The sequence below is a fragment of the Gluconobacter thailandicus F149-1 = NBRC 100600 genome, from assembly GCF_000964465.1.
Taxonomy (GTDB): Bacteria; Pseudomonadota; Alphaproteobacteria; order Acetobacterales; family Acetobacteraceae; genus Gluconobacter; species Gluconobacter thailandicus.
In genome coordinates, this window is record NZ_BANH01000009.1 from 1 (window position 1) to 18656 (window position 18656).

The following is an 18656-nucleotide window of genomic DNA, read 5'->3' on the forward strand; positions in this document are numbered from 1 at the left end:
CAATGTAGCCAATCTGAATGCTTACCGTCGGAGCCTGAATTTTTGCTGTTAGGGTCGATGCTGCCCAATCAGTAAACTGTATCGGGCATACCGGTTTTCTCCTGTCCGGTTGAGCGCTCCGAGCGTGACAAGCTCTGCCAGGTCACGAGTTGCCGTGGCAGACGTTGCCCCGGTGATGGACCGATAATTCTGGGCGCTCAGACCACCTTGAAATCCATCAGGCCCTTCAGCCAGCATCCGAAGCAAAGCCTTTTCCTGACGAATGTTCAGCTTTCCCCGAAGGCGGTCCAGAAGCCTCGTCTTCTCAATCAGGAACCGAATGGTCTGAAGCGTGCGAGATTGAGCTTCCAGTACGATCTGGGAAAACCAGACCATCCAGCCTTCTATCCGGTTTGTCTCACTGGCTCGGTGCAGTTCGAGATAATACACCTTCTTGTGCGTATTGATGGTCGCAGCCAAAGCCGTCAGCGTCGGAGCTTCAAGACTTTGCGCCAGTGCTTTTTCAGCAATGGCCCTTCCGATGCGACCGTTCCCGTCTTCGAAGGGATGGATGGTCTCAAACCACAGATGCGCAATCGCAGCCCGTTCAATCGCGGGTAAGGGGTCAGTCCCATATGGAGCTGTTCTGTTGAACCAGCCAATAAACTGGGTCATCTCGGAAGGCACGCTTTGAGATGACGGGGCCTCAAAATGGATGTGCGGTTCATGAAGGGGGCCGGAGATAATCTGCATGGCCTCAGCATGAGTTCGATATCCACCGATGACGTCCAGATCGCGACGGCCGTTCATGAGCATGGCATGCCAGTCAAACAGACTTTGGTCCGTTAAAGGAGAGGCATAATGACGATACAGATCTGCCATCAGTTCAGCGGCTCCTGCCTCGGCAGGCGTGGAACGTCGCCTGTCTGCTGCAAAGCCTAGCTGTCGGGCAATCGAGGATTGAACACTGGCCCGATCAAGCACCTCGCCTTCAATGGCCGAGCTCTCGACCATTTCCTGAGAGATCATCTGAACGACAAGCTGCTGACTGGCGTCTTTGTCGAGATGCTGCATGGCACCTACGACAATGCCTGCTCCCTTTAGGAACTGCGTTTCAGCATCCCTCAACCGGATTTTCTCAAACTGAAAGTGCGGCCAGTCAGGAAGCTGCCAGTTCCAACGCATGATCGATACCTCAGAGTTATATCGATCACTTTATCTGTATTTTATGATTGATAGAAGTTTAATCTATCAATCATCCTTACGACCAATTTTCCCGCACATAAACCCGGAATAACCCGCAACGGACTAGACCGATTTCATGACAAGATTTCTCATCCTTTCATCCGGATATGTGTAGTGTCGTGCAGCCCTTGACGGACCAAAGTTTTTCTCCAAACCTGTACTCCATAACGTTCACTGAGAAGAGCTTCATATTCCGCCGTTTTCTGCCGAAATTGAGACACTCCCAGCATCTCAAAAATGATGCGGAGCTGGTTCGAGTTCCGCAGCTCGCACCAGTTTTTTTTGAAAAGACGAAATACGCTTTCCGAATTCTGTGTAAGTTTTTGTCCGCCACAGACAAAACGCTTTGCTTTGATTCGTAGGCCCACGACGATGTTCTGAACTGGGTGTTCAGTTTCCGCGCTCGGCTCAAGCGCGGAAAGATCTTACTCTATTTTTTGATTTCAAAGACGGGGCAGGCCTAAATTCTCACGCAAGGTGCGTCCAGCGTATTCCCGACGCAGAAGCCCCCGTTTTTGCAATTCGGGAACAACCAGCGTCACGAAATCCCGGATACCGTCAGGTGCAGACGTGAACATAATGTTGAAGCCATCTGAAGCTCCCGTCCGGTACCAGCCTTCCATATCATCCACAATGGATTGAGGCGTCCCTACCAGAATTCGGTGGCCACCTTTGGTAAAAGTCCTGAGGACATCCTTGGTCGTAGGAGCTTCGCGCCTGATCCAGTCCACAATAAGAGATTGTCGACTTTTGTGGCTATTGGTCTCTTCCACGTCTTTCAGTCGGATAGGCTGTCCGTCTGGCCACTGGGACAGATCAATGCCCAGACTGGCGTAGGCCGAAAAGCTCCGCAGAACTTCTCCCGCGTTCAGGCAGCTCAGATAAGTCTCGAATTTGCCACGCGCCTCATCCTCCGTGCGTCCCACAAAAGGCGCTAACCCAGGAAGGATCCGCAAGTGCGCTTCTGTTCGGCCGTAGCGCCGTGCCCGATCCAGAACATCTGCTCTGTAATCCCGTCCCGCAGCAGGGTCATATTCTGCCGTGTAAATGACTTCACCAATGCGCGCCGCCAGTTCCTTCCCTGCCCCTGACGCCCCCGCCTGAGCCAGAACGGGACGGCTTTGAACGGGAGGAGGCGCATTCAGCGGACCCGCGACACTGTAAAAGTGCCCTTTGTGATTAAGGGGGTGAACCTTGGCTGGATCGAGCCATCGACCGCTTTCTTTGTCCCGCAGGATCGCATCCGGTTGTACGCTCTTCCATAGCCCAGTCACGACATCCACGAACTCGTGCGCGCGCTCATAACGCTCCTGATGATCGACATGTCGTGGCAGATTGAAGTTTTCGCCTCCACCCGTCGCAGTCACGACATTCCAGCCAGCGCGTCCATTACTCAACCGATCCAGCGTGGCGACACGCCGGGCCACATTATACGGCTCATTGAATGTTGTGCTGGCTGTGCCAATCAGGCCGATATGCCGCGAAGTGACAGCCAGTGCAGACAGGAGGGTAAAAGTGTCCCACCGGGCCAGCACAGGGGTATCAGCGATCGCTGAAGGATCAGGAATGGGCAGCATGTTGTCGTACAGAAATATGCTATCAAAGCGCCCCTGCTCCAGCAGATCCACATATGAGCGATACCGCTCAAAACTGATATCTGCGTCCACATCTTCGCCCGGTGCCCGCCAGGCATCTCCGTTCGTGGCGGAACCGGTCAGATACGCTCCAAGTGCGAAGCTGCGGCCTGGTGAATAAGACATCTGCAACCCTTTTGTCAGAACGTGAAACTGCCATCCATGACGGCCTGCGCATTCAGTTTTCCAGAGATCATTCCCGTCTCGGCCATGAAGTCGGAAACCTGCTGTTGCTTGGCAACGATATCTGGCGTTAGGGGAATAATCGTCCCGCGCATCGTGCGTACGACATCCTTCGCTACAGGAAGGGATAGGCCGACTTCTTCTGCCCACACCTTAGCATAATCGTCTGTATGGGTTTGCATCCACTGATGCCCGGCCTTAAGCTGCTGCACATAACTCACCAGCCCTTCCCGGTTCTTTTCCAACGCTTCCCGAGTGGCCACGACATAGCTTAGGCCGCTCATGAGCTGACCACCGTTCACGATCTCGCGTGCTCCATTGGAGACCTTGGCGTCCGAAATGTAGGGCCCCCATGTTGCCCATGCATCTACGGCGCCCGTTTGTAAGGCCAGTTTTGCCGCCACAAGGGGAATGAAAACAAACCGAACATCGGTCGCTTGAAGCCCCGCTGCTTTCAGTGCCGCCAGAACGAGATAATGACCGGTCTGCCCCTTCAGGGTCGCAATACGCTTTCCTTTCAGATCCGCGACAGATCGGACGGTACTGTCTGGCTGCACGACGACAGCCGTTGTCGTTCCATCCGTCTGCACGCCTGCGATCGCCCTGATTTCATCAGATCCACTCTGGGCAAAGACCAGCGGCGCATCCCCGATAACCCCGGCATCAATGGCTTTTGCCGTCAACGCCTGTATCAGCATCGGAGCCCCGGCAAACAGGCTCCAATGAAGGGGTGACGAAGCGTTATCTCCTATTCCTGCTGCTTTCAGAAGAGAGCGTGCCCCTCCCTTCTGATCCCCGATGCGCAAAGGTTCCGCGGCGTAAGCACCCGAAATGCCATGCCGGTGGACCGCAGCGAACAAAAGACCTCCCAGCCCGAGCATAAGGCTGCGTCGACGTGTCAGTGTCATGAGTTCACCAGCTCCAGGCGACTTTGCCATAGTAATATCCTCCCTCCGCACCGTAGATGGCGGCGGAACTGTAATTCGGGTTCACCTGAAGAAGAGATGCAGCACTCTGGGCTGTTGCACTCAGGGTCTGTGGGCGATGATTGAAAACGTTATTTCCGCCAACAGACACTTTGATACGGTTCGGGAAGCGATAGGTCAGATCGAAATCTACCAGCCACGCAGGAGCAACAGTCTCGTCGTAGGCAGCCCCTCGATCACTCAGCAGCTTGGTTGCAGAGTAGCGTGAGAGGCGAAGCGTGGTGGACCAGCGCTGGATATTCCATGTCGCATTCAGGCGGATGGTATTGCGCGGATAAAGCGTCGTGATGTTTCCGATCTGGCTGCGGAACAGAGCCGTAATACCAGACCCAAGATTGACGTTAAGTGGATTGACCCGAATGATCTGATGCTGCTGCTGATTCATCATCAGGCTCCATGTCACGGAGCCCGCACGACCAAAACGCGTCAGGTAATGAGCCTGAAGATCCAGACCTGTCGCTCTCGTATGTGCAGCGTTCCGTTCATAGGTATAGCCGTAATAACGCCCATCATTAGGAACCACGCCTGCCGAATGCAGGATCTCCAGCACGCGAGCGCCTGCAACCCCTGAACCCGCCACAGAAATCGGAACAATCTGGTTGAAAATATCAATTCGATAGGCATCCAGCGAGATGTCCAAGTTCTTTACAGGTGTCAGAACAAAGCCAACGTTGAAATTATGAGACGTCTCCGGCTTCAGAGTTGTTGCCCCTAAAGCGCGCGCACCCGGATTATCCACGGAAGCATAGGTCGTATAAGACTGCACAAGCTGGTTGGTACTTGGGAGTACCGAGTAATAGAGTGCAGTACTCTGAAAATACTGCTGCTGAAGTGTCGGGGCATGAAAGCCATTACTGGCAGACCCTCTCAGAGCCAGCCAGGGCGTGACCTGATACCGCACTGAAGCCTTTCCGCTCAGTGTGTTTCCAAAATCGCTATACTGTTCGTCACGCCCGGAAAGATTGACAGTCAGATCCTTGGTCAGTTTCTGAGTCAGGTCCAGATAGAACGCCCCGTTCATGCGAGAGTGTGTTCCAGCCTGCGAAGGTGACGTAAAGCCCAGCCCTGAGGCTCCGGGCAATGCCGGGCTGGCACTTGGAAAGACATAACTGGCTGGAAAAACGTACCCACCATCAGCATAGGAGGCGGGTTCACCTGCCGAAACACCATATTCATTGTACCGGTATTCAATTCCTCCCGCGACCTGAAGGGGGCTGGAAAAAAGACCAGTGCGAAAGCTGCGTTTGATATCGAAATCTGCTGTCAGTTCAGAATTATCCAGCGATTGAAGATGGAATTTGTGCTGGCTGTCTGGCCCGAGGGAATTGTTGAGGGTATTCTGAATACCGATACTGCTGAGATTACGCCCGTAATTGACGCCTGCATCCCACTGCCAGCCGAAGAAATCGCGACCACGAACACCGCTGGTGATCTGAAAATCATGATCTTCCGTCGTATCCGTTGGCAAGTATCCCTCGGGGTAGACGCTCATGATGTTCTGCTGGGAATTGGACGGCCGGTACCAGGCAGATGCGAAAATCGTGCGATGGCTGTACGTTCCATAAGAATAGAATGTTGCTGCGTCCGAGAGAGGAACCTCCATGTTGTAGGCGATACTCTGTCGCTGTGATTCTGGCTGTCCCGAGATCTGGCGGTAACGATTTCCGCTCTCTCGCGGGTCCTGTTCACCATTGGCCAGAAGCGGATAGAGGAGAACCGGCTTTCCTCCTTGCGTTCTGGGAACATATCCGGCGTTATTGGTCGCCTGATTTCCAACGAATTCAGCCGTGATATTCAGAAATCCGCTGCGACCGATCTTGAAACCCTGATTGTAATTCAGGTTTCCCCCACGTCCGTAATCCCCCAGAGTGCCAACCGTCCAGCCATACTGATTATACCCCAGCTCGGCACTCCCTCCGTGATTGGCGGATTTGAGGATAATGTTGATCACCCCGGCAATGGCGTCCGATCCGTATTGGGCAGCGGCACCGTCCTTGAGAATTTCGACATGATCCACTGCGGAAAACGGAATCATATCCAGATCGACCGGTGACTGCCCCTGCATGGCGCCTCCATAAAACACGGAGGACATCGTATGACGGCGCTTGCCATTTACGAGAACCAGCGTTTCGTTAGCGGGAAGCCCACGCAGAGACATGGTTTTCGTCGTGAAGCCGAGCTGACCGGGATATCCAGGCGTATTATTGATGGATGGATCAAGCGCTGTCAGGGCGTTCCGCAGACTGGTCTGCCCGGTTTTTTTCAAATCATTTGCCGTAAAAATGGCGATGGGCGCCATGCTTCGGGAAGCTTTAACTGCCGTACGGGTGCCCGTTACAATGACATTTTCTGCCGAAACACTGGTGTCATGATCTGTGTCAGTCCCTTCCCGTGCCTCAGCGGGAAAGGAAATCAACGACGTGCAGCAGGCCCCAAGCATCGTGCCATATAGAAAACGCCAACGATAAGAAGCCGTTCTGAACATGAAAGGTTGCTTTCCTGCACTCTGATTGAGGTACAGGGGGTAAAAAATTGTCCGCGTAAATAAAAACGAAATATTATTATCTCACGTATGACTAAAGATAATATAGAACTTGCCTGTATCGGATTGAGCCAGGACGCAAGAAATCAGGTCCTCTTTACGTGGAATTCTGGGGGCATGTTCAGGAGAGGTCCAGCTTAAGGAACGGGCGGGATGCACAAACAAAATCGGCTCTGGTTTTTGCCTGCCGGGAAGGCAAAGCAATACGTTCTCAGTAACGGCTGCTGCGCCTGAAATTTGCACGCAACAGCGATGCATCTCACAACTTTAATATCAAAAATCTGAAGAAATGGTTCCGGTCATTGAAAACCGGGGCAGCACATAAAAAGACGCACCACTTCCCCCTGCAAGAGTGCTACCGTCAAGCAGAGTGACGTTGCGATAGTTATCGGTAATTCCGGTTGTCCCGACGCGAATAACTGACCCTGTCAGATTTGAAAAATTCAGACGGAATGTCGGTGTTTTCAGGAAATAAAGTGGCTTGAAATGATATCCAAGTGCCAGAGTATTCGTGACGAACCCAGGCATTCTCTGATCATTCACGAGCGTAACAGACTGAGGCCCCGTATAGTGGAGACTGAAGTTTCCGAAAAATCCTGCATTGCTATACGTAAGACCAAAATTCGCCAGAACCCTAGGCGTCAGAATGGACTGCTTTCCTTTTGTCGGGAGATAGGTGTCTCCATAAGGAATGTTGGAATCAAATGTGCCGTGCAGGTACTCAATAGAGGCATAGGGGCTGAAATGATGGAATTCGCGTCCTGCAATCATGGCATCAAAGCCTCGAATTGTCTGGTTTCCCGCGTTTGAAACCGCATAGGCTGTATTGGGAAGATATGTTGTTAAAAGTCGGTTTGTAATATTCGAATTAAACGCCGCGATATCGAGCGTCAGATAGCGGTTATTATAGCGATACCCAATTTGCTCGGTGATTGAATACTGGTTTTTGGGCAGAGATGTCGATGCCGAAAGCTGGGACGGCGATGGCTGACGGAAATCCCCTTCTGCATTCAGGTAGATCTGACTGTGTGTATCAAGCTTGTATGAAACTGACAGATGCGGCAACGGCGCTGTCGAATTCGCACCAATCGTAAATTGGCTTAATCCTGAAGCCCTGTCCCAGTAGTTGGACATAACATACTTGAAACCTGCATTTACGAGCAATCGATCGTCGAAATATTTTGCTGTATCTTCAATGAAGAACGAATTCAGTTCGTAACCAGCGTTGTACCGGTAAATCGCCTCCTGACCATCCGCCGTGTAAAGTTTATAGGCAGCATCATTGGTCTTGGCGTTGCGGCCATTTTCCTTCGTGGCCATCGTTGGGAAGAAATAATCGACGGCATTATTTTCATACCAGTAGCCAAAAGAAAGATGATTATGGCGATCAATGTCATATCCGAGCTTGGCCACAAGCCCTACCTGAGGAGACCAGTGCTGGGCCCAGTATGTGCTGAGTGGCGCGGAGGCATCTACTTTTTGTCCGTTTCCATAATAATAAGTTGCCCCTGTGGAAGATGGCGTACCGGCTGAAGAGCCGTCCCATCCAAAACCGGTAGCAAAATAAGGCGACAGGTCGAAACTTAGGCGTTTATTGATGATGATGTGAGCTTGCGTCGTGACAAAAAACTGGTTCCAGGAATCAATATTTCCCTGCCAGTAATTCCCGGCCGAGGTGGAATTTCTGTCCCAGATATTTGTACGATTATATCCGTTTCCAGTGTGCTTGTAATCGTAGAACGTCTTGGCATCTGGATAGGCATCAATCGTGAACATTGAATTATTCCAGGAACCAAAAAACTTTACGGTCGAGCCGTTCGTAAATTCCTTGAATAATCCGACATCGACATGTGTTCGCCGGTTCGTTCCCGCCCCCATCCATTGGCGCGAATGTGTATTTGAAACCGAAATGTAAGACCGAATTCCTGAATTTCCTATTTCTCCGGATTCTAGTCGCACAAACTCACGCGACATATTATTAGTGCCATAGGAGAAATCCATGCTCCCACCGGCTTTCTTGCCCGGTGTGTAAGTCCGCTCATCGAGTGTGCCGGCTGTCGCATTAGACGCCGGAGCATCAATGGGAGAACTGCCAGGTGTCATAGTGACAGTTTCGATATTTTCTGCATCCACATTCTGCTGGAGATACGCAGCCAAAGATGCTGGGGCGCCATCAAGAAGGAGCGCCGTATCAGCATCTGTGAAGCCCCGCATATAAAGAGCGCCGCCTTTTATCCCCGATGTATCCGGCATCGCGATACTGACACTCGGCAGATTTTGCACGACATCCAGCCCGGTGGATGTGGGACTTCTCATCTCGATATATTGCTTCCCGACAGATTGCACTGCATACGGAGCGGTCTCCACGCGCATCATGCCGCCGCCGGAATCGCGTGCACGTCTTGACCCCCTGACCCCGACATTTTCTTCACTGGTCGCCGTCATGGATGTTCTGTGAGGACGGGTTTTTGCGGATGGAGGTGCGACAGAATGTTTGGTCGGGACATGTCGCGCCCGTGATAACGGTGCCGCTTTAAGACTGTCAGTCTCCAATACAATGATCGTCGAACCCAAAATGGTACTGAGAAGCAAACGAGAAACCAGTGCTTTCACTTTTTTTCTCCGACATTCAGGGCAGTCAGGAAAGTCGCTCTGTATATATTACGATATGATAATGAAATATTATGTATTTTCTAGTCAACGAAAATCTGAAAAATTATTCAAATAATATAAATAAAATACCCACAAACAGCGTTAGCCGAATGATAGTGCATCATTCGGCTTTCGAAAATTATTGACCGGAATTTGAGGTTCTACGTCAAACAGATCAGAAGTCTTCTTCACACCTCAGAAGAACATTCCGGACCTTCTGGATCATCTCCCTGATTTGGTCTGGGGTCGAAATAAATGGCGGCCCAAAGGAAATCGTGTCTCCCGTTACTCTCAAAAGTACACCTTCTTGCAAGCCGTATTCGAAAAGCTGAACACTTCGGAGGGCAGATTTTTCAGGCAGCGGAGAAAGTTCGATAGCTGCTGTAAATCCGATATTTCGTAAATCCTTTACGGAACTCAGACCCCGAAGTGAATGGACTTCCTCTTCCAGCACTGGTTCAAGTGCCCTCACCCGCGCATTCGTATCTTCCTCTTCCATAATATCAAGGACAGTATGAGCGACGGCTGCTGCCAGAGGATGCCCAGAATAAGTGTAGCCGTGCGCAAACTCTATCGCGCTTTCCGGACCGCTCATGAATGTCTTGTAAATTTCAGATGTGACAATGACACCTCCCATCGGCACGATCCCGTTCGTGACGGCTTTGGCAAACGTAATCATGTCAGGTGTGACGCCAAATCTCTGGGAGGCAAAGTTCTCTCCCATGCGGCCAAATCCGGTAATTACTTCATCAAAAATAAGAAGAATGCCGTGCTTCGTGCAGATTTCCCTGAGCTTCTGAAGATACCCAATGGGAGGCACCAAAACACCTGTAGATCCCTGCACGGGCTCCACAATTACCGCAGCAATCGTGGAGGCGTCATGGAGGGCTACCAGTCTTTCAAGATCATCGGCCAGACAAGCTCCCCATTCCGGCTGCCCTTTTGAAAAGGCGACATGAGCGTGGTCATAGGGATGACGAAGATGATCAACGCCCGGCATCATGACCGTCGCAAACATCTTCCGGTTGGAAACGATGCCGCCAACAGACATTCCGCCGAACCCGACACCATGATAGCCGCGTTCCCGCCCAATCAGACGGAAACGCCCACCGTCTCCACGCAATTTATGAAACCCGATGGCAATTTTCAGCGCTGTATCAACAGCTTCTGATCCTGAATTTGCAAAAAAGACATGTTCCAGTCCGTCTGGAGCCATCCTGGCAATGCGCGCTGCCAGCGTGACCGCTGGCGCATGTGTCATTTGGAACCCTGGAGCAAAATCCAGGGTCTCTGCCTGCTGACGGAGGGCCTCTACAATACGGGGATGTCCATGCCCAAGCGGCGTACACCATAGCCCGGACAGGCTATCAAAAACGGTGCGACCGTCAGCCATTGTATAATAAGGCCCCTTGGCCAAAGCCACGACACGATGATCGCCCCGACCATTCACCAGCCTGTTGGCGGTAAAAGGCATCCAGTTGCGGCCTTCACTCATCGCGAGCGCGCACAGGCTTTCATTTTTCAATTCGTTCATTGGACTCTCTCTGTGCCATTCAGAGCAGTGCTCCTGAATGGCTTGCGCTCCACGTATCGGCCCTGTCCACGCTCGGCGCGCAACGTGCCATCATCCCAGACCACACGCCCCTGGCTGATGGTTTTTTTTGCCACCCCAGTGACCGTCATGCCTTCATAAATGTTGTAGTCGACGTTCTGGTGATGCGTACCGGACGAAATGGTTCGTGTGGCCAAAGGGTCCCACAAGACGATATCTGCATCCGCACCGGTAGCAATCAGCCCTTTACGGGCATGAAGATTGAAGATGCTCGCCGTATTGGTGGACGTCACTGCAACGAACTGCTCCGGGGTAAGCTTTCCGCTTGCGACCCCGTGATGCCACAGAACGCTCATACGATCTTCAATGCCGGGAACGCCATTGGGAATACGCGTGAAATTTGTCAGCCCCGTTTCCTTCTGGGATCGACAGAAGCAGCAGTGATCTGTAGCCGTTGTCTGCAACTGGCCCGATGAAAGGCCACCCCAGAGCGCCTGCTGATGGGATTTTTCCCGGAAGGGCGGACTCATGACGTACCGGGACGCCTGCAACCAGTCTGAGGACTGATAAACGCTGTCATCAAAAACCAGATGCTGGGGAAGCACCTCTCCATAGACCTTCATGCCCCGCAGTCGCGCCGCGGCAATGGCGTCGGTCGCCTCCCGGGTAGAGACATGCACGATGTAAAGTGGCGTGTTGCTGACGGATGCCAGTGTGATAGCCCGTTGGGTCGCTTCCCCTTCGACACTGGCCGGACGGGAAAGCGGATGAGCATCCGGACCGGTTCTGCCTTCCTTCAACAATGAGTCCTGAAGGAATGAAACAGCGTCTCCGTTTTCAGCGTGCACGGTACACAAAGCGCCCAGTTCGCCCGCACGACGCATGGAGTTGAGAAACGTTTCATCATCCACCATCAAGGCATTCTTGTAGGCCATGAAATGCTTGAAGGAATTGACCCCACACTCCCGTACAAGCGTGCCCATGTCGTCATGAACCTGCTCATCCCAGTGCGTTACCGCGACATGAAAGCCATAATCGGAAGCCGCTTTCTCAGCCTTGTCCCGCCATGCTTTCCAGGCATCATGCAGGGACTGCTTTTGATCAGGAATAACGAAGTCGATAATGCTGGTGTTTCCACCAGCCAGCCCGGCGGCGGTGCCGGTATAAAAATCGTCACTGGCTGTCGTGCCCATGAAGGGCATTTCCATATGGGTATGTGGGTCTATCCCGCCCGGCATGACAAGCAGTCCGTCAGCCTCGACAATCGTACTGCCGATCGGCGCATCCATGTCCGGCTGAACGTCTGCAATCCGTCCGTCGTCATCACACAGGACGTCTGCGCGAAACCGCCTTTCCGACGTAACAACTGTTCCACCCTTGATCAGGAGCATGACATCCCTTCCATTCAGGAAAAGCGATTGGCACAATGTCGTTGTCTTACCGAAACTGTATGGCTAATCTGACCATTCGGTCAACATAACGATTGCACTGCCGGATTTTTTTTCGAGAACAGGGATCATCAGTCATGACACAACTGCCGGACGTGCACGCCTCAAGTCGTTTGACAAATGCCGACCTGGCGCCTGTTCAGGACAGACACTGGGCCTGGAAAGACTATCTTTTCCTCTGGATGTCGGATGTTCACAGCGTCGCTGGATACATGACAGTCGGTACATTCTTCGCCATGGGACTCCCGGTCAGCAGTGTCCTTTTCGCCCTTCTGGTCGCAATCATTGCCGTACAGGTTCTGTGCAACCTGATCGCCGTGCCGAGTCTGCGTTCTGGTGCCCCCTTCCCGGTTATTATCCGGAGTGTCTTTGGTGTTTATGGGGCCATCATTCCTGCCCTTGTACGGGGGATTATCGCAATTGGCTGGTACGGAATTCAGACCTGGCTGGCATCGAATGCCGTTGTCCTGTTTCTGTTACGCGTGATGCCCTCTCTGACGGCTTACAGTGATGTGCATCAGCACGGCCTGCTTGGACTATCCATGATGGGATGGCTCGCATTCCTGCTGATCTGGTCCCTGCAACTGGCCGTGTTCTGGCGTGGCATGGAGTCCATCCGTCACTTCATCGACTGGTCCGGCCCGGCGATTTATATCATGATGGTTCTTCTGGACGGCATTCTGCTCTGGAAAACCCGTGGGCAAATCAGCTTTTCCGCTCTCCCGCGTTCAGATCTTACCCTGAGCCAACACCTGACCGGGCTCCTGAACGTCATCTCCCTGACAATTGCTTTCTTCTCTCCCATTGTTTTGAATTTCGGTGATTTTTCGCGATATGGCGTCAGTATCGAGGCTGTACGACGCGGAAATTTCTGGGGCCTGCCCATCAATTTCATGGCGTTCTCCGCCCTTGCCTTGACGACAGTTACGCTAACTCAGCCTGTCTTTGGAACAATCCTGATTGATCCTGTCGAAACGGTGACCAGACTTGATAATCAGACCATCATGCTTGTAGGGATTCTGACATTCGTTGTGGCAACCATCGGCATCAATATTTCCGCCAATTTTGTCTCTGCTGCCTTCGATTTTTCCAATATCGCGCCTGCTTCGATTTCGTGGAGAGGCGGCGGGATTATCGCGTCCATTGGCGCCATCATCCTCACCCCATGGAATCTTTACGCTCAGCCCGCCCTGATCCATCTCACCCTTGATGTTCTGGGACTGTTTATTGCGCCGGTCACGGGTATTCTACTGGCAGATTACTACCTCGTTCAGCGACAGACGCTGGACGTGAACGCGCTCTATAGTACCGATCCCGCAGCCCGATACTGGTATCGCAGAGGCGTCAATCCAGTAGCGGTCTGGGCGCTGGTGCTTGCTGTCCTTGTGGGATTGGCTAACGTGTTCGTGCCTGCGCTGGCCGCATTTCAGAACTTCGCCTGGTTTACGGGATTTTTCTCTGGCCTGGCTTTCCACCTTCTGCTGACACGTCTGGCGCCAACGGGCGGAAAAGCGGGCCAACAAGCGTCATGATCGTGGCAATACCGGTTTCGTAGTCCGCATCAGTCAGGGGCGCGCGGTCCAGAACGGCCTCGTATTGAACCTGCATGTCCGCATAGGCTTGCGTACCTGACCAGAGCAGGAAGAGAAAATGTGTTGGGTCGATGGGGGCCATGATACCCCTTGCTTGCCAGTCGAGGAAAATCGCCACATGACGAGCCACATGAGCGCGTAATTCTCCTTTCAGGAAGTCCTGCACCATGAGCCCTCCCGAAAGAAGCTCCTGTGCAAACAGGCGCGAACCTTCTGGGCGCGTGCGGGAGAATACTATTTTGGCTTCAATGTAGCCACGCAGCCCCTCCAGTGGATCTCGCTCAGGAGACAGCCAGGTATCAGCGTCCGTCAGCCAGACATCCAGAAGCCGGGTCAATGTGGCGTTGTAGAGCTCTTCTTTGGAGCCAAAATAGTAAAGGATATTCGCTTTGGGGATATCGCAGACCTTCGCAATATCCTCCAGGCGAGTCCCTTTCAGGCCGCGCGTACCGAACGTCCATTCTGCCGCGTTGAGAATCTGCGGAATGGTGGCACGTCGAGGTGCCCCGGCTTTTGCTCTCTTTCTGGGGCTCGGAGCTGCCTCCAGACTGTCTTTTGGCACCGTATTGCTCCCGGCCTGCTATGCGGGAGCAGATTTTTGACAGTTCTCCGGCCGAACGACAAGCCCCTGCCTCTCGCGAGGATCTAGAAGGTGCTATCGGCGCGCAGAACAGCTCCGAGAAGAACATTGGCCCCTGCCTCGGCTTCGCTTTCGGTAATGCTTTCTTCCTCGTTATGGCTCAGGCCATCCCTGCACGGAACGAAAATCATGGCCGTCGGAGCAACTTTGGCCAGATAGGCTGCATCGTGGCCCGGACCAGAAACGATCGGGAGTGGCTCATACCCCATCTGCCGCGCGGACTCCGCAACCATGTCCACGCAACGGGCATCGAAATGAACAGCCGGAGCATCCCAGATCGGAACAATATCCAGCGTCACGCCAGCCACCTCTGCAATCTGGCGAAAGCGGGACATAAAGTCCTGCTCCATCGCCGCAACCACAGCGTCATCACGGTGCCGAATATCAACGGTAAAGAACGTCTCACCCGGCACCACATTGTTGCTGTTGGGTCTGTTCTCGATCAGGCCGACCGTCCCTACCGCTCCCGGGGCATTTGCAAGAGCCACGTCCGAGAGGGCAACGATCATTTTTGAGGCCGCCAACAGAGCATCATGCCGCATCGGCATCGGGGTCGATCCCGCATGCGCGTCCTTGCCTTTTACCGTCACTTCATACCAGCGCATACCCTGCACGCCCGAGACAGCTCCGATGACCCGGTTCTCCACTTCGAGAATAGGCCCCTGTTCGATATGAAGTTCAAAATATGCGGTTATTGGATGGTCTCCACAGTTTTCTTCCCCCCGGTAACCAATTGCTACCAGTTCGTCCCCAAATCGCGCGCCGGCTCGATCGCGCTTGTCCAGGACTTCCTGCTCAGTGAACACCCCTGCAAAAACGCCAGAGCACATCATCGGAGGCGTAAAACGGGAGCCTTCCTCGTTCGTCCAGTTGATCAGTTCAATGGGATGTCGCGTGACATGCCCGGCCTCATGAAGTGCGCGTAGCACTGCCAGACCACCCAGAACACCGAGAATACCGTCAAATTTTCCACCCGTCGGCTGGGTATCAAGATGACTACCCATGGTGATGGGAGGCAGGCTGGCATCCTGGCCCGGACGTCGGGCAAACATGTTCCCCATCGTATCAACAGTAATGGTGCAGCCCAGCTTTTCGCAGGTCGATGCAAACCATTCCCGAACCTGCCTGTCCTCCTGCGTCAGTGTCAGGCGACGAATACCACCTTTGGGCGTCCCACCAAACCGGGCGGTATCCATCAGATCTGCCCAGAGAGCGTCCCCATCAATGCGGATGTTGCTTTGAATCATGCCGGTTGTCCTTCGTCAGTTCGTAGGGATACGCCCTGCCCTGGCTGGGCGGCTCCTGCGTTTCAGGCTGTAATCCGGTGAGGGTTTGAAGGATGTTCAGGCCATGTCAGTTCACCATCGACAGGCTGCGGAACCATCGTGATGCAGTCATCGACCGGGCAGACATGGGCGCAGAGATTGCATCCGACACACTCATCATCAATCACCTCATAATGGCGGCGATCCGGCCCATTCCGTTTTGAAATGGCCTGATGCGACGTATCTTCACAGGCGATGTGACAGAGCCCGCACCCGATACAGGCATCCTGATCAATGTCAGCAATGGTCCGGAATTTCATGTTGAGCTGGTTCCAGGGCACGAACCGCGAGACCGCCCGCCCTGTCACATCGTCCAGCCGCGCATAACCCTTTCCGTCCATCCAGTTGGACAGACCATCGATCATGTCTTCGACGATACGGAAACCATAATGCATGGCAGCAGTGCAGACCTGGAGAGATCCGGCACCCATCGCCAGGAATTCCGCAGAATCCCGCCAGTTACTGATACCACCGATGCCGGAAATCGGAATACCGGCCATGGTCGGATCCCGGGCGATCTCCCCAATCATGCGCAGGGCAATCGGCTTGACGGCAGGACCACAATATCCACCGTGTGTCCCTTTGCCGCCCACGACCGGCATCGGCGCCATGGCATCGAGATCAACACCAATGACGGACTGGATCGTGTTGATCAGCGATACGGCATCCGCCCCCCCTGCCCGTGCTGCCCTTGCTGGCATCAGGATATTGGTCACGTTCGGCGTTAATTTGACGATCACCGGCATGCGGGTGTTCTGCTTGCACCACCGCGTAACCATTTCCACATATTCCGGAACCTGCCCGACTGCCGCGCCCATGTTGCGCTCAGACATGCCATGCGGGCATCCGAAATTCAGTTCGATCCCATCCGCGCCCGTTTCTTCCACAATGGGAAGAATGGCTTTCCATTTGTCTTCCTCACAGGGAACCATCAGGCTGACTATCACGGCCCGGTCTGGAAACTCCCGTTTGACGCGTTTGATTTCCGCAATATTGGTCGCAAGCGGACGATCTGAAATCAGCTCGATATTATTGAGACCAATTAATCTGCGTCCTTCAAACCCCAAGGCTCCATAGCGGGAGCTCAAATTGACGACAGGCGGATCTTCACCAAGTGTTTTCCACACAACGCCACCCCAGCCGGCCTGAAAAGCGCGACGGACGTTATATTCCTTATCTGTGGGAGGAGCGGAAGCCAGCCAGAACGGATTGGGAGATTTGATACCGGCAAAAACGGTCCGTAAATCAGCCATTGTTCGCGTCCTTTTCAACGCTGGTGGTCATCAATTCCGTATGAATGGCTTCGGCAGCATCACGCCCATCCCGAACGGCGGCAACAGTTAGATCTTCGCCTGCCGTGCAGTCTCCTCCGGCATAAACGCCTGGCATTGATGTCCGCCCGTTAGCGTCCACAACAATGCGACCATTTTCTACGAGGATCTGATCATTCTGGATCGGATCAGGCACAAATACCTGCCCGATTGCTTTCAGAACCATGTCAGCCTCAAGCGTAAAGCTGTCCTGAGGGTCATAGCCCCCTTCAGGCGCCCCACGGGCAAAGCGAATGCCCTGTACGGCCCCCTGATCCGTCAGAAGATGAAGGGGAGACGCCCAGAAACGTACCGTAACGCCGTTGGTCTGCGCCCATTCCCGCTCAACGGGTGTAGCGGACATGTGCTCGGCGCCCCGCCGATAGACAAGCGTTACCTCTTCAGCCCCCAGGCGCTTTGCCTGCACTGCCGCGTCAACAGCCGTATTACCGCCACCGATCACGACAACCCGCCGCCCCACGGGAACTTCAGACAAAGTGCTGGATCTGAGCGTTTCGATGAACGCTACCGCATCCAGAACCCCTTCAACGCACTCATTCTCAAATCCGAGTGCCCGCACCCCGGACAAACCGATCCCAAGGAAAACGGCATGATAGCTCTGCCGCAGGTCAGCCAGTGTCACTGTTTGCCCGAGCACGGCACCGCCCTGAAAACGAATCCCCCCAATAGACATAAGGAAATCGATTTCTTTCTGGGCAAAATTATCAGCCAGTTTGTAGGCGGCCACGCCATATTGGTTGAGACCGCCAGGCGCATCGTGCCGATCAAAGATCGTCACGTCATGACCATGCATGGCCAAACGATGCGCACAAGCCAGACCTGCCGGCCCCGCGCCCACGACCGCCACACGCCGCCCCGTACTTTTCTCACGTTGGAACGGATGGGCTGTCTGGTTCATCTGCCAGTCTGTTGCAAATCGCTGAAGCGCGCCAATCCGGACGGCATGGTTGGCTTCGATCGCGGTATGAACGCATTTTTGCTCACACAGGATTTCGGTCGGGCAAACTCGGGCACACGACCCACCAAGAATGTTGGACTGAAGAATGGTTCGCGATGCGCCTGCCAGATTGTCTGAGGCGATCGCCTTGATGAAGCGCGGAATGTCGATGCCCGTCGGGCATGCCTCAACACATGGCGCATCGTAGCAGTAAAAACATCGATCTGCTTCCAACGCAGCCTGCTCATGGCTCAAGCCGGGATGAGCGTCGGCGAAATTGAGATCCAGAACGGCCTCTGGCAACCGGCCGCAGGCAATGTCGAATCGTGTACCCATCTCATGCCCCTGATTGGTTCGTAAACAGAACGGTATGAGTTCGGAACGCTTGGATGCAAGAATTTTCTGACCAAACGTTCAATTTATTTGAATCTACGGTTTGTGGTTTTTTCGAATAAATCTCGGACACCGGACCTCAAGCCACGCGCAAAAATGCTCGTATGACACCTGCCCCCTCATCCCCGGAGGCCATCAAAATTCAGACCATCAGACGATATTTGACTGAAAAAAATCCACGCCTGAAAACCGGCGACATGACACGTCATACGGTTTT

General features: G+C 53.5%; 12 protein-coding genes. 1 reads left to right on the forward strand and 11 read right to left on the reverse strand.

Annotation, left to right across the window (positions count from 1 at the left end; all coding sequences use genetic code 11):
• Positions 1 to 48: 48 nt before the first annotated feature.
• The 7 genes from B7444_RS03190 to hydA all read right to left on the reverse strand — a co-directional run bounded on the left by B7444_RS03190 (position 49) and on the right by hydA (position 12164).
• Positions 49 to 1164 carry a Fic family protein gene (locus B7444_RS03190; RefSeq protein WP_007284094.1) on the reverse strand — a complete coding sequence of 372 codons (1116 nt, stop codon included), beginning with the start codon at positions 1162 to 1164 and terminating at the stop codon, positions 49 to 51.
• A gap of 503 nt (positions 1165 to 1667) precedes the next feature.
• Positions 1668 to 2984 carry an LLM class flavin-dependent oxidoreductase gene (locus B7444_RS03200; protein WP_007284096.1) on the reverse strand — a complete coding sequence of 439 codons (1317 nt, stop codon included), beginning with the start codon at positions 2982 to 2984 and terminating at the stop codon, positions 1668 to 1670.
• 14 nt (positions 2985 to 2998) lie between these two features.
• Positions 2999 to 3979 (reverse strand): ABC transporter substrate-binding protein, encoded by a 981-nt coding sequence (locus B7444_RS03205; protein ID WP_231502778.1) that lies wholly within the window; start codon positions 3977 to 3979, stop codon positions 2999 to 3001.
• A complete protein-coding gene (locus B7444_RS03210; RefSeq protein ID WP_035729204.1) occupies positions 3954 to 6512 on the reverse strand; it encodes a TonB-dependent receptor plug domain-containing protein in 2559 nt (852 codons plus the stop codon). Before B7444_RS03210 ends, B7444_RS03205 begins: the two co-directional genes overlap by 26 nt.
• 330 nt (positions 6513 to 6842) lie before the next feature.
• On the reverse strand, positions 6843 to 9182 hold the full coding sequence (locus B7444_RS03215; RefSeq protein WP_035729206.1) for a TonB-dependent receptor: 2340 nt from the start codon (positions 9180 to 9182) through the stop codon (positions 6843 to 6845).
• A 214-nt stretch (positions 9183 to 9396) separates the two neighbouring features.
• Positions 9397 to 10755: an aspartate aminotransferase family protein gene (locus B7444_RS03220; RefSeq protein ID WP_007284101.1), complete on the reverse strand. Its 1359-nt coding sequence runs from the start codon at positions 10753 to 10755 to the stop codon at positions 9397 to 9399.
• Positions 10752 to 12164, reverse strand: coding sequence for a dihydropyrimidinase (gene hydA, locus B7444_RS03225; RefSeq protein ID WP_007284102.1), 1413 nt, complete (start codon positions 12162 to 12164; stop codon positions 10752 to 10754). The genes B7444_RS03220 and hydA overlap by 4 nt, the downstream gene beginning before the upstream one ends.
• 134 nt (positions 12165 to 12298) lie before the next feature.
• Here hydA and B7444_RS03230 point away from each other — a divergent pair, with 134 nt between their 5' ends.
• On the forward strand, positions 12299 to 13753 hold the full coding sequence (locus B7444_RS03230; RefSeq protein WP_007284103.1) for an NCS1 family nucleobase:cation symporter-1: 1455 nt from the start codon (positions 12299 to 12301) through the stop codon (positions 13751 to 13753).
• Here B7444_RS03230 and B7444_RS03235 read toward each other — a convergent pair.
• From B7444_RS03235 to B7444_RS03250, 4 genes are all read right to left on the reverse strand, one after another.
• On the reverse strand, positions 13665 to 14375 hold the full coding sequence (locus tag B7444_RS03235) for a TetR family transcriptional regulator C-terminal domain-containing protein (RefSeq protein WP_231502779.1): 711 nt from the start codon (positions 14373 to 14375) through the stop codon (positions 13665 to 13667). The two genes, B7444_RS03230 and B7444_RS03235, sit on opposite strands and share 89 nt — an antisense overlap.
• 83 nt (positions 14376 to 14458) lie before the next feature.
• Positions 14459 to 15700 carry a M20 family metallo-hydrolase gene (locus B7444_RS03240; RefSeq protein WP_007284105.1) on the reverse strand — a complete coding sequence of 414 codons (1242 nt, stop codon included), beginning with the start codon at positions 15698 to 15700 and terminating at the stop codon, positions 14459 to 14461.
• Between the two features lie 62 nt (positions 15701 to 15762).
• A complete protein-coding gene (gene preA / locus B7444_RS03245; RefSeq protein ID WP_007284106.1) occupies positions 15763 to 17031 on the reverse strand; it encodes an NAD-dependent dihydropyrimidine dehydrogenase subunit PreA in 1269 nt (422 codons plus the stop codon).
• Positions 17024 to 18382 (reverse strand): NAD(P)-dependent oxidoreductase, encoded by a 1359-nt coding sequence (locus B7444_RS03250; RefSeq protein ID WP_007284107.1) that lies wholly within the window; start codon positions 18380 to 18382, stop codon positions 17024 to 17026. The genes preA and B7444_RS03250 overlap by 8 nt, the downstream gene beginning before the upstream one ends.
• Positions 18383 to 18656: the final 274 nt, after the last annotated feature.